We start from the raw sequence: 14,990 nt of genomic DNA on the forward strand, positions 1-14,990 counted from the left end.
GAATCCACATCGCGTCTAATACATAACCAGGCGATGTGATGAATAACGGGTGCAGGCTCTGAACAGTGATGTGCACAGGGTCCAGGCAGGAGTAGGGAAGGAATACAGAGAGACAATAATAATGGTAGATAGCAAGAAGCGCCCTGGCAAAGATCTCGACCGTATCGATCGTAACATTCTTAATGAATTGCAAAAGGATGGGCGTATTTCCAACGTCGAGCTTTCAAAACGTGTGGGACTTTCCCCGACGCCGTGCCTTGAGCGTGTGCGTCGACTGGAAAGACAGGGTTTTATTCAGGGCTATACGGCTCTGCTAAACCCGCATTATCTGGATGCCTCACTTCTGGTATTTGTTGAGATTACTCTGAATCGTGGTGCGCCGGATGTGTTTGAGCAATTTAACGCCGCTGTACAAAAACTTGAAGAAATTCAAGAGTGTCATCTGGTTTCCGGTGATTTTGACTACCTGTTAAAAACCCGTGTGCCTGATATGTCCGCCTACCGTAAGCTGCTGGGTGAAACCCTGCTGCGTCTGCCAGGCGTGAACGACACCCGTACTTATGTGGTGATGGAAGAGGTCAAACAGAGCAATCGTCTGGTTATTAAGACGCGCTAACACGGAACAGGTGCAAAATCAGTGTAGTTTGATTACACTCCTGTTAATCCATACAGCAACAGTGCCGAGGATACCCGGCGCTGTTGTCCGTTTTAGCACACAGGCAGGACATGCCTGATACCTGGAGAGCCTTTCTTGAGCCAGGAATACACTGAAGACAAAGAAGTCACATTATCTAAGCTAAGCAGCGGACGTCGTCTCCTCGAGGCGTTACTGATTGTTATTGCCCTTTTTGCCGTCTGGCTGATGGCCGCCTTACTCAGTTTCAACCCCTCAGATCCCAGCTGGTCGCAAACCGCATGGCATGAGCCTATTCATAACTTAGGTGGCGTTCCCGGTGCCTGGCTTGCGGACACGCTCTTTTTCATTTTCGGAGTGATGGCTTATACCCTTCCCGTCATCATTATTGGCGGATGCTGGTTTGCCTGGCGTCATCGACAGAACGACGACTACATCGATTATTTTGCCGTTACGCTGCGCCTGATTGGCGCCCTGGCGCTGATCCTCACCTCCTGTGGGCTGGCGGCGATCAACGCTGATGATATCTGGTACTTCGCCTCCGGCGGGGTGATCGGCAGCCTGTTGAGCTCCGCGCTGCAACCGATGCTTCATAGCAGCGGCGGCACGCTGGCGCTGCTCTGTATCTGGGCGGCGGGCCTGACGCTGTTTACCGGCTGGTCCTGGGTGAGCATTGCTGAGAAGATCGGCAGCTTTATTCTGACGCTGCTGACGTCCGCCAGCAACCGTACCCGTCGTGACGATACGTGGGTCGATGAAGACGAGTATGAAGATGAGTACGAAGAGGAATACGAGGCGCCTGTACAGCGGCGTGAATCTCGCCGCGCGCGTATTCTACGCGGTGCTCTGGCGCGCCGCCAGCGCGTCGCTGAAAAATTTGCTAACCCGTTAGGCCGTAAAACGGATGCCGCGCTGTTCTCCGGCAAACGTATGGATGAAGACGAGCAGATTGAGTATCGCGGTGCGGCCGTCGACCCTGATGACGTACTGTTCTCTGGCCATCGAGCCACGCCGGGAGAGTATGACGAATACGATCCGCTGCTGAATGGCCACTCCGTGACTGAACCGGTAGCCGCTGCTGCTGCCGCAACGACGGCTGCTCAGGCCCATGTTGCGCCTGTTGAAGCCGTGATGCCGTCCTCGCCTGTTCCGGCACCGGAGTCCGCGATCCAGCAACCGCAGGTAGACTGGCAGACTGCGCCAGGCGTCCATACGCCTGAACCGACCATTGCACCTGAGCCTGAAAGTTATATTCCTGTGCAGCAGGAACAGTGGCAGCAAACGTATCAGCCGCCTGAGCCTGCCAGCGTGCCGCAACAACCGTATCAGGCTTATACGCCCGAACCCGCTGTACCTGAACAGCCATACGTTGCACCGGTGTCTGAACCCGAAGTGGTGGAGGAAGCGAAGCCATCCCGTCCGCCATTATACTATTTTGAAGAAGTGGAAGAGCGCCGCGCCCGTGAGCGCGAGCAGCTTGCCGCCTGGTATCAGCCCGTGCCCGAGCCGGTGCAGGAGCCTGTTGCAAAAGCGCCTTCGGTCAGCGTTCCACCTGTAGAACCTACGCCAGCCGTTGCGTCGGGTGCAGAAGCCGTGAAGCAGGCAACGGCAGCAGCTGCCGCGTCCGCTCCGCTATTCAGCCCGGCAACCGACAGCGCCCCGCGTCCTCAGGTGAAAGAGGGCATTGGTCCACAGCTGCCGCGCCCTAACCGCGTGCGCGTACCGACTCGCCGGGAGCTGGCCTCTTATGGCATTAAATTGCCTTCCCAGCGTATGGCGGAAGAAAAAGCCCGTGAGTCCGACTACGAAGATGATGCCGACGAACTGCATCAGGATGAGCTGGCGCGTCAGTTTGCTGCCCAGCAGAATCAGCGTTACGGCGAAGAGTATCAGCATGACGTGCCTTCACAGCATCACGTGCCTTCACAGCAGGACGACGATGATGCGGCCGAAGCGGAGCTGGCGCGCCAGTTTGCAGCAACGCAGCAGCAGCGTTATTCCGGTGAGCAACCTTCGGGGGCAAACCCGTTCTCGCTGTCGGATTTCGAATTCTCACCAATGAAAGATCTGGTGGATGATGGCCCAAGCGAACCGCTGTTCACGCCGAGCGTAATGCCGGAAGCGGAGCCGGTGCGTCAGCCGCCTGCACCACAGGCTTACGGGCAGCCGCAACAGCCGGCGCCGCAGGCGTATGCGCAGCCGCAGACACCTTCTCAACCGCCTCAGCCACAGTTCCAGCAGCCAGCACCACAGCCGCAGGAGAGCCTGATTCACCCGCTGCTGATGCGTAACGGAGACAGCCGACCGCTGCAACGACCAAGTACGCCGCTACCGTCGCTGGATCTGTTAACGCCACCGCCAGCGGAAGTCGAGCCGGTGGATACCTTTGCCCTTGAGCAGATGGCCCGTCTGGTGGAAGCGCGTCTGGCTGACTTTCGCATTAAAGCGGACGTGGTGAACTACTCACCGGGCCCGGTGATCACCCGTTTCGAACTGAACCTGGCACCGGGCGTAAAAGCGGCGCGTATTTCTAACCTCTCCCGCGACCTGGCGCGTTCTCTGTCCACCGTGGCGGTACGCGTGGTGGAAGTGATCCCAGGCAAGCCTTACGTTGGCCTTGAGCTGCCAAACAAGAAACGCCAGACCGTTTATCTGCGTGAAGTTCTGGATAACACCAAATTCCGCGACAACCCGTCCCCGCTGACCGTGGTGCTGGGTAAAGATATCGCCGGCGATCCGGTGGTTGCCGATCTCGCGAAGATGCCGCACCTGCTGGTTGCGGGTACAACAGGCTCGGGTAAATCGGTCGGTGTGAACGCCATGATCCTCAGTATGCTCTACAAAGCGCAGCCTGAAGACGTGCGTTTCATCATGATCGACCCAAAAATGCTCGAACTGTCCGTCTACGAAGGCATTCCGCATCTGTTAACGGAAGTGGTTACCGACATGAAGGACGCCGCCAACGCATTACGCTGGAGCGTCAATGAAATGGAGCGTCGCTACAAGCTGATGTCGGCGCTGGGCGTGCGTAACCTGGCCGGTTATAACGAGAAAATCGCCGAGGCGGCGCGTATGGGCCGTCCGATTCCGGACCCATACTGGAAGCCAGGTGACAGCATGGATGCCCAGCATCCGGTGCTGGAAAAACTGCCTTACATCGTGGTGCTGGTGGATGAATTTGCCGACCTGATGATGACCGTTGGCAAGAAAGTGGAAGAGCTGATTGCGCGTCTGGCACAGAAAGCGCGTGCGGCGGGCATCCACCTGGTACTGGCAACGCAGCGTCCGTCCGTGGATGTAATCACCGGTCTTATTAAGGCAAACATCCCGACCCGTATCGCGTTTACCGTGTCGAGTAAAATTGACTCCCGTACTATCCTTGACCAGGGCGGAGCAGAGTCGCTGCTGGGGATGGGTGATATGCTCTATTCCGGGCCGAACTCCACCTCGCCGGTGCGTGTTCACGGTGCGTTTGTTCGCGACCAGGAAGTGCACGCGGTTGTGCAAGACTGGAAAGCGCGCGGGCGACCGCAATATGTTGACGGCATCACCTCTGACAGCGAAAACGAAGGTGGCGGCGGTGGTTTTGACGGCGGCGAAGAGTTGGATCCGTTATTCGACCAGGCGGTTAATTTCGTCACCGAAAAACGCAAAGCGTCCATCTCCGGCGTGCAGCGCCAGTTCCGTATCGGTTACAACCGCGCGGCGCGTATCATTGAGCAGATGGAAGCCCAGGGCATCGTGAGCGAACAGGGGCACAACGGTAACCGTGAGGTGCTGGCGCCACCGCCTTTTGAGTAATCTTCAGCGATTGCAAAGAAGGGTAAATCAGCAAAAATTAAGCATATTCTTCTGTCGCCTGCCTTCGGGCAGGTACAGAATAGAAACGGAACCCCCATATCGGGAAGACGTATTTTAAGGAATAACAATGAAAAAAATCGCCATCGCCTGTGCATTACTCTCCAGTTTTGTTGCCAGCAGCGTCTGGGCTGATGCAGCCAGCGACCTTAAAAGCCGACTGGATAAAGTGAGCAGTTTCCACGCCAGCTTCACGCAAAAAGTGACTGACGGCAGCGGCAACGCGGTGCAGGAAGGCCAGGGAGATTTGTGGGTAAAACGCCCAAATCTGTTCAACTGGCACATGACCCAGCCGGATGAAAGCGTTCTGGTGTCTGACGGTAAAACCCTGTGGTTCTACAATCCGTTTGTTGAGCAGGCGACCGCCACCTGGCTCAAAGACGCGACCAGCAATACGCCGTTTATGCTCATTGCCCGTAACCAGTCCAGCGACTGGCAGCAGTACAACATAAAACAAAACGGTGATGAGTTCGTCCTTACGCCAAAAGGCAGCAACGGTAATCTGAAGCAGTTCACCATTAATGTGAGCAGCAACGGTACCATCAATCAGTTCGGCGCGGTTGAGCAGGACGATCAGCGCAGCAGCTATCAGTTGAAGTCTCAGCAAAACGGCGCCATTGATGCATCGAAATTCACCTTTACCCCGCCGCAGGGCGTAACGGTGGACGACCAACGCAATAAGTAAGAGGCATGAGTGAGCAACCTGTCGCTCGATTTTTCAGATAATGCGTTTCAACCTCTGGCCGCCCGTATGCGGCCAGAAAATTTAGCGCAGTACATCGGTCAGCAACATCTGCTGGCTGCGGGGAAACCCTTGCCGCGCGCTATTGAGGCGGGACATCTGCACTCCATGATCCTCTGGGGGCCACCCGGCACCGGAAAAACCACGCTCGCTGAAGTGATTGCCCGCTATGCCAACGCGGACGTTGAGCGCATCTCGGCGGTCACGTCGGGGGTGAAAGAGATCCGCGAGGCGATCGAGCGGGCGCGACAAAACCGCAATGCCGGACGTCGCACCATTCTGTTTGTCGACGAAGTTCACCGCTTCAACAAGAGCCAGCAGGACGCCTTTCTGCCGCACATTGAAGACGGTACGATTTTCTTTATCGGCGCCACCACGGAAAACCCGTCGTTTGAACTGAACTCTGCGCTGCTCTCCCGGGCGCGCGTGTATCTGCTTAAATCGCTGACCACGGAAGATATCGAAAAAGTTCTGACGCAGGCGATGGAGGACAACGCGCGTGGTTACGGCGGACAGGATATCGTTCTGCCGGACGAGACGCGTCTTGCTATCGCCGAACTGGTTAACGGTGATGCCCGTCGTGCGTTGAACACGCTCGAAATGATGGCCGATATGGCCGAAGTGGACGATGCGGGCAAGCGCGTATTAAAGCCTGAACTGCTCACCGAAATTGCCGGTGAGCGCAGCGCGCGCTTCGATAATAAAGGCGATCGTTTTTACGACCTCATCTCTGCTTTACATAAGTCCGTGCGCGGCAGCGCTCCGGATGCGGCGCTCTACTGGTATGCGCGTATCATCACCGCCGGTGGCGATCCGTTATATGTCGCGCGTCGCTGCCTGGCGATTGCGTCAGAAGATGTCGGTAATGCCGATCCACGCGCCATGCAGGTCGCTATTTCCGCCTGGGACTGCTTTACCCGCGTCGGGCCTGCGGAGGGCGAGCGTGCCATTGCGCAGGCGATTGTGTATCTGGCTTGCGCACCGAAAAGTAACGCGGTGTATACCGCCTTCAAAGCGGCGATGTCGGATGCACGTGAACGTCCGGACTACGATGTGCCGGTTCATCTGCGCAATGCGCCAACCAAATTGATGAAAGAGATGGGTTACGGGCAGGAGTATCGCTACGCCCATGACGAACCCAACGCCTACGCCGCCGGCGAGGAGTATTTCCCGCAGGAGATGGCACAAACCCGCTATTATCACCCCACAAACAGAGGTCTTGAGGGTAAGATTGGCGAAAAGCTCGCCTGGCTTGCCGGACAGGATCAAAATAGCCCTATAAAACGCTACCGTTAGTTCAATCGTTGCGGTAATGTTGGCAATATATCTCTGTGGCCGCAGGCTGTGGTCACTTTTTCCTCTTTTAATTCGATAAGCACAGGATAAGCATGCTCGATCCCAATCTGCTGCGTAATGAGCCAGACGCAGTCGCTGAAAAACTGGCACGCCGGGGCTTTAAGCTGGATGTAGATAAGCTGCGCGCTCTTGAAGAGCGTCGTAAAGTTTTGCAGGTACAAACTGAAAATCTGCAGGCAGAGCGTAATTCTCGATCGAAATCCATTGGCCAGGCGAAAGCGCGCGGGGAAGATATTGAGCCATTACGCCTGGAAGTGAACAAACTGGGAGAAGAGCTGGATCAGGCGAAAGCTGAACTGGACGTTCTTCAGGCTGAAATTCGTGATATCGCTCTGGCGATCCCGAACATTCCTGACGACAGCGTCCCTGTCGGCAAAGACGAAAACGACAACGTTGAAGTGAAACGCTGGGGTACGCCTCGCGAGTTTGACTTCGAGGTGCGCGATCACGTGACGCTGGGCGAAATGCACGCGGGCCTGGACTTTGCGGCTGCGGTTAAGCTGACCGGTTCTCGCTTCGTGGTAATGAAAGGTCAGATTGCTCACCTGCATCGCGCGCTGGCGCAATTTATGCTGGATCTGCACACCGAGCAGCATGGCTACAGCGAAACCTACGTTCCGTATCTGGTTAACCACGATACGCTGTACGGTACAGGCCAGTTGCCGAAATTTGCCGGCGATCTGTTCCATACCCGTCCGCTGGACGAAGAAGCTGACAGCAGCAACTACGCGCTGATCCCAACCGCGGAAGTGCCGCTGACCAACCTCGTGCGTGATGAGATCATCGACGAAGACGATCTGCCAATCAAACTGACTGCGCACTCTCCATGTTTCCGTTCTGAAGCCGGTTCTTACGGTCGTGATACGCGCGGTCTGATCCGTATGCACCAGTTCGATAAAGTTGAGATGGTGCAGATCGTTCGTCCGGAAGAGTCTATGGACGCGCTGGAAGAGATGACAGGTCACGCAGAGAAAGTGCTGGAGCTGCTGGGGCTGCCATACCGCCGTATGGCGCTGTGCACCGGTGACATGGGCTTCGGCGCCTGCAAAACCTTCGACCTCGAAGTCTGGGTGCCTGCGCAAAACACCTACCGTGAAATCTCCTCTTGCTCTAACGTCTGGGATTTCCAGGCGCGTCGTATGCAGGCGCGTTGCCGCAGCAAGTCCGACAAGAAGACCCGTCTGGTTCATACCCTGAACGGTTCTGGTCTGGCGGTTGGCCGTACGCTGGTTGCCGTGCTGGAGAACTACCAGCAGGCAGATGGTCGTATTGAGATCCCTGAGGTGCTGCGTCCTTACATGAAAGGCCAGCAGTTCATCGGCTAATATTTTGCTGCAAAACAAAAAAGCGCCTCAGGGCGCTTTTTTTATATCTTTGATTTGATACGACGCAATATTCCCTCCCTCTAAAGTAGTAATACTCCTCCGAACGAAAGTTAGCATAAAACACCTGTAACGAAGAAATTCGTTATATATAAAACTACATAGCGGTATGCGCCGCCTCTCTTTTCTTTGTGAGCAACCAAAGTGAGTCTTTATGAAAATCAAAGCGCCTGAAGCGTTAATGGCTGCCGAGGTCACTCGCCGTGGGTTGATGAAAACCACGGCAATAGGTGGTCTGGCGGTTGCCAGCAGCGCCTTTACGCTTCCTTTTACCCGTCTGGCGTCGGCGGCGGAGGCTCTGTCTCCCGCTTCAGCCCCGGAAAAAGTGGTGTGGAGTGCCTGTACCGTTAACTGTGGTAGCCGTTGTCCCCTGCGTATGCATGTTGTGGACGGTGAAATCAAATACGTTGAAACCGACAATACCGGCGATGATAACTACGAAGGGTTACACCAGGTTCGTGCCTGTCTGCGTGGCCGCTCAATGCGCCGTCGCGTTTATAACCCGGATCGTCTGAAATATCCGATGAAGCGTGTCGGTAAGCGTGGGGAAGGGAAGTTCGAGCGCATTAGCTGGGACGAAGCCTACGATATTATCGCGACCAACATGCAGCGCCTGATCAAAGAATACGGCAACGAATCCATCTACCTGAACTATGGCACCGGGACGCTGGGCGGCACCATGACCCGCTCCTGGCCGCCGGGTAAAACGCTGGTAGCGCGCCTGATGAACTGCTGCGGCGGCTATCTCAACCATTATGGCGACTACTCTTCCGCACAGATTGCCGCGGGCCTGAACTACACCTATGGCGGCTGGGCAGACGGTAACAGCCCGTCGGATATAGAAAACAGCAAGCTGGTGGTATTGTTCGGCAACAACCCGGGCGAAACGCGTATGAGCGGCGGTGGGGTAACCTATTATCTTGAGCAGGCGCGCGCCAAATCCAACGCACGTATGATCATCGTCGATCCGCGCTACACCGATACCGGCGCGGGGCGAGAAGACGAGTGGATCCCTATCCGCCCTGGTACCGATGCGGCGCTGGTCAATGCGCTTGCGTATGTGATGATCACTGAAAACCTCGTCGATCAGCCGTTCCTTGATAAATACTGCGTCGGCTATGACGAGAAGACGCTGCCAGCCAGCGCACCGGCTAACGGGCATTACAAAGCGTATATTCTTGGTCAGGGCAGCGACGGGGTAGCGAAAACCCCTGAGTGGGCATCCACCATCACCGGCATTCCAGTCGAACGTATTGTTCAGCTGGCCCGTGAAATTGGTTCAGCAAAACCGGCTTATATCAGCCAGGGCTGGGGACCGCAGCGTCACGCGAACGGCGAAATTGCCACCCGCGCTATTTCTATGCTCTCGATTCTGACTGGCAACGTCGGCATTCACGGCGGTAATAGCGGGGCGCGTGAAGGCTCGTATGAAGTACCGTTTGAACGTATGCCAACGCTGGATAACCCGGTTCAGACCAGCATCTCCATGTTTATGTGGACGGACGCGATTGAGCGCGGCCCGGAAATGACCGCGCTACGCGACGGTGTTCGGGGCAAAGATAAGCTGGATGTGCCAATCAAAATGATCTGGAACTATGCCGGTAACTGCCTGATCAACCAGCACTCAGAGATCAACCGCACCCATGAAATTTTGCAGGACGACAAGAAGTGCGAAATGATTGTGGTGATCGACTGCCACATGACCTCATCGGCGAAGTATGCCGATATTCTGCTCCCAGACTGCACCGCCTCTGAGCAGATGGATTTCGCGCTGGACGCCTCCTGCGGCAACATGTCCTATGTGATCTTCACAGACCAGGCCATCAAACCGCGCTTCGAGTGCAAAACCATCTATGAGATGACGTCCGAGCTGGCGAAACGTCTTGGCGTTGAGCAGCAGTTCACAGAGGGGCGTACTCAGGAAGAGTGGATGCGCCATCTGCACGAGCTCTCACGCAAAGCCATTCCAGACCTGCCGGACTTCGATACCTTCCGCAAGCAGGGCATGTACAAGCAGCGCGATCCGGAAGGGCATCACGTGGCGTATAAAGCCTTCCGCGACGATCCGCAGGCCAATCCGCTGACCACGCCGTCGGGCAAAATCGAGATCTACTCCGAAGAGCTGGCAAAAATTGCCGCAACGTGGGAATTGCCGGAAGGGGACGTTATCGATCCGCTGCCGATCTATACGCCTGGCTTCGAAAACTACAACGATCCGCTGACGGAGAAATTCCCACTTCAGTTAACCGGTTTCCACTACAAAGCGCGTGTTCACTCCACCTACGGCAACGTTGACGTTCTGAAAGCGGCCTGCCGACAGGAGATGTGGATCAACCCGATGGATGCGAAAGCGCGCGGCATCAGTAATGGCGATCGCGTACGTATCTTCAACGGACGTGGCGAAGTGCATATCGAAGCTAAAGTGACTCCGCGCATGATGCCTGGCGTTGTCGCGCTGGGGGAAGGGGCCTGGTATAACCCGGATGCGAACCGTATCGATCAGGCTGGCTGCATCAACGTTCTCACTACGCAGCGTCCATCGCCGCTGGCGAAGGGCAACCCATCCCACACAAACCTCGTTCAGGTTGAAAAGGCGTAAGGAGTAACCGATGACAACCCAGTATGGATTTTTTATTGATTCCAGCCGCTGCACCGGGTGCAAAACCTGCGAGCTGGCCTGCAAGGATTATAAAGACCTGACCCCGGACGTCAGCTTCCGTCGTATTTATGAATACGCGGGCGGCGACTGGCAGGAGGATAACGGCGTCTGGCATCAGAACGTCTTCGCCTATTACCTGTCGATTGCCTGCAACCACTGCGAAGATCCGGCCTGCACCAAGGTCTGCCCGAGCGGGGCAATGCACAAGCGCGACGACGGTTTTGTGGTGGTGGACGAGGATGTCTGCATTGGCTGTCGCTACTGCCACATGGCCTGCCCGTACGGTGCGCCGCAGTATAACGCGGCTAAAGGCCACATGACCAAGTGCGACGGCTGCCACAGCCGCGTGGCGGACGGCAAAAAGCCCATCTGCGTCGAGTCCTGCCCGCTGCGCGCGCTGGACTTTGGCCCGATTGAAGAGCTGCGTAAAAAACACGGTCAGCTTGCTGCGGTCGCGCCGCTGCCGTCTGCGCACTTCACGAAGCCGAGTATTGTGATTAAACCTAACGCCAACAGCCGTCCGACGGGTGATACCACCGGCTACCTGGCAAACCCGAAGGAGGTGTGAGATGGGAAGTGGATGGCATGAATGGCCGCTTATGATCTTCACGGTCTTTGGGCAGTGTGTTGCAGGCGGGTTTATCGTCCTTGCGCTGGCGCTGTTAAAAGGGAACCTCAATGCTGAACAGCAGCAGCGTTTAGTGTTGAGCATGTTTGGCCTGTGGGTGTTGATGGGGATTGGGTTTATCGCCTCTACTCTGCACCTGGGCTCACCGATGCGCGCGTTTAACTCCCTGAACCGCGTAGGTGCCTCTTCGCTGAGTAACGAGATTACCAGCGGCGCAATCTTCTTTGCAGTTGGCGGGCTGGGGTGGTTACTGGCAGCGCTGAAAAAGCTGCCGTCAGGGTTACGTGCGTTGTGGCTCATCGTCACCATGGTACTGGGCGTTGTCTTCGTCTGGATGATGGTCCGGGTGTACAACACCATCGATACCGTTCCGACCTGGTACAGCGTCTGGACGCCGATGAGCTTCTTCCTGACCATGTTTATTGGCGGGCCGCTGCTGGGTTATCTGCTTCTGCGTGTAGCTGGCATTAATGGTTGGGCGATGCGCCTGCTGCCCGCGGTCTCGCTGCTGGCACTGGTCATCAGTACCGTTGTAGCGCTTATGCAGGGAGCGGAGCTGGCGACGATTCACAGCTCTATCCAACAGGCTTCGGCGCTGGTACCGGATTACGGTTCTCTGATGGCCTGGCGTGTGGTGCTGCTGACGGCGGCGCTGGTGTGCTGGATTGCCCCTCAGCTTAAAGGTTACGCGCCTGCGCTACCGTTGCTGTCACTGGCCTTTGTGCTGGTGCTGGCAGGGGAGTTAATTGGTCGCGGCGTATTTTACGGTCTGCATATGACGGTCGGTATGGCTGTCGCCAGCTAATTTTAGATTTTGTTATAAAAAGCCGGGACATAGTGCCCGGCTTTTCTTTTTTCATTCATGAAATTTTTCGACTGATGTTTCGTTGTAAAAATTCCCGGAAATAAATAAAAACAAATAGATAATTAATATTGGTAGCAGGCTTTGCATTAGCAGGATGAGTTTTTTAAATCGACAAGGCGCATATCGTGCGTGACGCCTGAATCGGTGGATTGACTTTGTTTTTGCCAGTGGCATGATGCGCACGAAATCTGAACTTCCTCACGGTTTTTAATCCATGACCACCTATACCCGCCCGGTGCTTTTGTTGCTCTGTGGCCTGCTTTTGCTGACCCTGGCGATCGCGGTGTTGAACACACTCGTCCCGCTATGGCTCGCCCATGAAAACTTACCAACCTGGCAGGTGGGTATGGTTAGCTCGTCCTTTTTTACGGGCAATCTGCTGGGTACCTTATTAACGGGCAGCCTTATTAAGCGCTTTGGTTTTAACCGCAGTTATTATCTGGCGTCACTGATCTTTGCCGTCGGATGCGCCGGTTTAGGACTGATGGTCGGCTTCTGGAGCTGGATGGTCTGGCGCTTTATTGCGGGCGTTGGCTGCGCCATGATCTGGGTGGTGGTTGAAAGTGCGCTGATGTGCAGCGGCACGTCCCGTAATCGCGGGCGTCTGCTGGCGGCTTATATGATGGTTTACTACGTCGGTACCGTTCTGGGACAACTGATGGTCAGCAAATTCCCAACCGACCTGATGAGCGTTCTGCCATGGGTAACAGGGATGGTGCTGGCCGCAATTCTGCCGCTGCTCTTTACCCGTATCGTGAACCAGAGCAGTGAGCATCAGGAGGCCACGCACGTTTGGCCGATGCTGAGACTGCGTCAGGCGCGCCTGGGGATTAACGGCTGTATTATTTCCGGGATTGTGCTGGGGTCGCTCTATGGCCTGATGCCGCTCTATCTCAACCATCAGGGCGTCAGCGATTCCGGGATCGGTTTCTGGATGGCGGTGATGGTCAGCGCGGGGATTGTCGGCCAGTGGCCGATTGGCCGCCTGGCGGACCGCTTTGGTCGTCTGCTGGTGCTGCGCGTCCAGGTTTTCGTGGTCATCATGGGCTGTCTCGCCATGCTCAGCAACGCCGCGATGGCGCCTGCGCTGTTCATTCTGGGGGCTGCGGGTTTTACGCTCTATCCGGTCGCGATGGCCTGGGCCTGTGAGAAAGTTGAGCATCACCAGCTGGTGGCGATGAACCAGGCATTGTTGCTGAGTTACACCATCGGCAGTTTACTGGGGCCGACTTTTACCGCTATGCTCATGCAAAATTACTCTGATAATCTGCTGTTTATCATGATCGCCAGCGTATCGTTTATTTATCTGTTAATGCTGCTGCGCAAAGCGGGCGAGCACCCAACGCCAGTGGCACATGCCTGATTAAATAAAAGCCTGTCGATGACAGGCTTTTTTGTCCCTGTCACATATAAGACTTTTACTTATTGTGAGTTTTTACTGCCTGGCGATAATTCAAATGAGTTCTACCACTAAAAGGCAGCAATCATGTCTACTCGTCGTTTTTCCACTACCGCACTTGCCGTAGTGTTGGCTTTAACGTTTGCAACGGCTCCGGCCATGGCTAATCCTGGAAACGGGAATGGCGGTGGTCACGGAAACGGTGGCGGACAAGGTAATAGCGGCAATCATGGTAACGGGAACGCTGGTAACCATGGTAATAAGCACAATAACGGCCAGGATAATCCAGGAAAATCGGATAAGAGCTTTAAAAACAGCAACGATGTTGGTCATGATGTTGACGTCCGCGTGAGCTTCGATCATGCCCGCCATCTGGCACTGAATTACGGCTTAACGGGCTACGACTCTCTGCCTCCGGGTATTGCGAAAAACCTGGCGCGCGGTAAGCCACTGCCTCCGGGCATTGCGAAGAAAACCGTGCCAGCCGATATGCTGGGTCAGCTTCCTTCTTATCCGGGCTATGAATGGCGCGTGGTGGGTGACGACCTGGTCTTAATTGCGCTGAGTACCGCGATTGTGACTTCCGTGATTAACGGCGTCTTTAAATAGAATATAAAAAGGCCCGGTTTTCACCGGGCCTTTTCGTTAATACATGACCTTGTGGCCATACTGCTCAAGAATACCTTTGACGCGCTCCATCGTCTCTTTTTTCGGCGGCTTCACGCCATCGAGCTTGTACTCTTCACCCATTGCCACCCATTTGTGTTTACCCAGCTCGTGATAGGGCAGGAGTTCAATTTTCTCCACGTTACCCATATCCCGGGTAAATTCGCCCAGACGATGTGCAGAATCATCATCATCTGACCAGCCCGGCACCACCACGTAGCGGATCCAGGTCTTGACGCCTTTGTTGGCAATGTATTTGGCAAATTCCAGCGTACGGTGGTTTGAGACGCCAACCAGATTCTGGTGGATCTCATCGTTCATCTGCTTGAGATCGAGCATCACCAGATCGGTCACTTCAAGCAGTTCATCAATAACCGGATCGTAACGGCGCACAAAGCCGTTGGTGTCGAGGCAGGTATGAATACCTTCTTTATGGCAGGCGCGGAACCAGTCGCGCACAAATTCAGCCTGAAGAATAGCTTCACCGCCGGATGCCGTCACGCCACCACCGGACGCGTTCATGAAGTGGCGATAGGTCACCACCTCTTTCATCAGATCCTCAACGGTGACTTCTTTACCGCCATGGGTGTCCCAGGTGTCACGGTTATGGCAGTACAGGCAGCGCATCAGGCAGCCCTGGAAGAAAGTGATAAAGCGGATCCCCGGGCCATCGACGGTGCCACAGGATTCAAAGGAGTGAATGCGACCAATAATTGACATTGCGGTGATATCTCCGAATTTGGCCCATCCGGGGGCCTATGTAGATGCACAGCTCAAAGGCTATGTCGAGTCTGTTTTGGC

General features: G+C 55.4%; 11 protein-coding genes. 10 read left to right on the forward strand and 1 reads right to left on the reverse strand.

Features of this window, described 5'->3' with window-relative positions; all coding sequences use genetic code 11:
- Nucleotides 1-121: 121 nt before the first annotated feature.
- From lrp to ACQG1K_RS07745, 10 genes are all read left to right on the forward strand, one after another.
- Nucleotides 122-616 (forward strand): leucine-responsive transcriptional regulator Lrp, encoded by a 495-nt coding sequence (gene lrp, locus ACQG1K_RS07700; protein WP_000228469.1) that lies wholly within the window; start codon nucleotides 122-124, stop codon nucleotides 614-616.
- A gap of 135 nt (nucleotides 617-751) precedes the next feature.
- The gene (locus ACQG1K_RS07705) at nucleotides 752-4,435 is read left to right on the forward strand and encodes a DNA translocase FtsK 4TM domain-containing protein (RefSeq protein WP_367074712.1); all 3,684 of its coding nucleotides are present in this window, start codon (nucleotides 752-754) and stop codon (nucleotides 4,433-4,435) included.
- A 127-nt stretch (nucleotides 4,436-4,562) separates the two neighbouring features.
- On the forward strand, nucleotides 4,563-5,177 hold the full coding sequence (lolA, locus tag ACQG1K_RS07710; protein WP_022647618.1) for an outer membrane lipoprotein chaperone LolA: 615 nt from the start codon (nucleotides 4,563-4,565) through the stop codon (nucleotides 5,175-5,177).
- A 9-nt stretch (nucleotides 5,178-5,186) separates the two neighbouring features.
- A complete protein-coding gene (rarA, locus tag ACQG1K_RS07715) occupies nucleotides 5,187-6,530 on the forward strand; it encodes a replication-associated recombination protein RarA (RefSeq protein ID WP_022647619.1) in 1,344 nt (447 codons plus the stop codon).
- 92 nt (nucleotides 6,531-6,622) lie between these two features.
- The gene (serS, locus tag ACQG1K_RS07720) at nucleotides 6,623-7,915 is read left to right on the forward strand and encodes a serine--tRNA ligase (RefSeq protein ID WP_003858266.1); all 1,293 of its coding nucleotides are present in this window, start codon (nucleotides 6,623-6,625) and stop codon (nucleotides 7,913-7,915) included.
- A 211-nt stretch (nucleotides 7,916-8,126) separates the two neighbouring features.
- Nucleotides 8,127-10,571, forward strand: a complete 2,445-nt coding sequence (dmsA, locus tag ACQG1K_RS07725; RefSeq protein WP_023299718.1) for a dimethylsulfoxide reductase subunit A — start codon at nucleotides 8,127-8,129, stop codon at nucleotides 10,569-10,571.
- Between the two features lie 10 nt (nucleotides 10,572-10,581).
- Complete coding sequence (locus ACQG1K_RS07730; protein WP_017384545.1) at nucleotides 10,582-11,199, forward strand: DMSO/selenate family reductase complex B subunit; 618 nt, start codon at nucleotides 10,582-10,584, stop codon at nucleotides 11,197-11,199.
- Between the two features lies 1 nt (nucleotide 11,200).
- Entirely contained in the window at nucleotides 11,201-12,064 is an 864-nt protein-coding gene (locus tag ACQG1K_RS07735; protein WP_367074716.1) for a dimethyl sulfoxide reductase anchor subunit family protein, read from the forward strand.
- Between the two features lie 274 nt (nucleotides 12,065-12,338).
- Nucleotides 12,339-13,487, forward strand: a complete 1,149-nt coding sequence (locus ACQG1K_RS07740; RefSeq protein ID WP_022647622.1) for an MFS transporter — start codon at nucleotides 12,339-12,341, stop codon at nucleotides 13,485-13,487.
- Between the two features lie 123 nt (nucleotides 13,488-13,610).
- Nucleotides 13,611-14,132, forward strand: a complete 522-nt coding sequence (locus ACQG1K_RS07745) for an anti-virulence regulator CigR family protein (protein WP_032624534.1) — start codon at nucleotides 13,611-13,613, stop codon at nucleotides 14,130-14,132.
- 36 nt (nucleotides 14,133-14,168) lie between these two features.
- Here ACQG1K_RS07745 and pflA read toward each other — a convergent pair whose 3' ends face one another.
- Nucleotides 14,169-14,909, reverse strand: coding sequence for a pyruvate formate lyase 1-activating protein (gene pflA, locus ACQG1K_RS07750; protein WP_003858250.1), 741 nt, complete (start codon nucleotides 14,907-14,909; stop codon nucleotides 14,169-14,171).
- Between the last annotated feature and the right edge of the window lie 81 nt (nucleotides 14,910-14,990).

Source organism: Enterobacter cloacae complex sp. 402C9, assembly GCF_050030745.1.
In the GTDB taxonomy this organism is placed as follows: domain Bacteria; phylum Pseudomonadota; class Gammaproteobacteria; order Enterobacterales; family Enterobacteriaceae; genus Enterobacter; species Enterobacter intestinihominis.

Bases quoted from the DNA above. Each gene is read 5' to 3' on its own strand.
- lrp (WP_000228469.1), top strand. From the start codon at position 122: ATGGTAGATAGCAAGAAGCGCCCTGGCAAAGATCTCGACCGTATCGAT.
- lolA (WP_022647618.1), top strand. From the start codon at position 4,563: ATGAAAAAAATCGCCATCGCCTGTGCATTACTCTCCAGTTTTGTTGCC.
- ACQG1K_RS07735 (WP_367074716.1), top strand. From the start codon at position 11,201: ATGGGAAGTGGATGGCATGAATGGCCGCTTATGATCTTCACGGTCTTT.
- ACQG1K_RS07740 (WP_022647622.1), top strand. From the start codon at position 12,339: ATGACCACCTATACCCGCCCGGTGCTTTTGTTGCTCTGTGGCCTGCTT.
- serS (WP_003858266.1), top strand. From the start codon at position 6,623: ATGCTCGATCCCAATCTGCTGCGTAATGAGCCAGACGCAGTCGCTGAA.
- ACQG1K_RS07745 (WP_032624534.1), top strand. From the start codon at position 13,611: ATGTCTACTCGTCGTTTTTCCACTACCGCACTTGCCGTAGTGTTGGCT.
- dmsA (WP_023299718.1), top strand. From the start codon at position 8,127: ATGAAAATCAAAGCGCCTGAAGCGTTAATGGCTGCCGAGGTCACTCGC.
- ACQG1K_RS07730 (WP_017384545.1), top strand. From the start codon at position 10,582: ATGACAACCCAGTATGGATTTTTTATTGATTCCAGCCGCTGCACCGGG.
- pflA (WP_003858250.1), bottom strand. From the start codon at position 14,909: ATGTCAATTATTGGTCGCATTCACTCCTTTGAATCCTGTGGCACCGTC.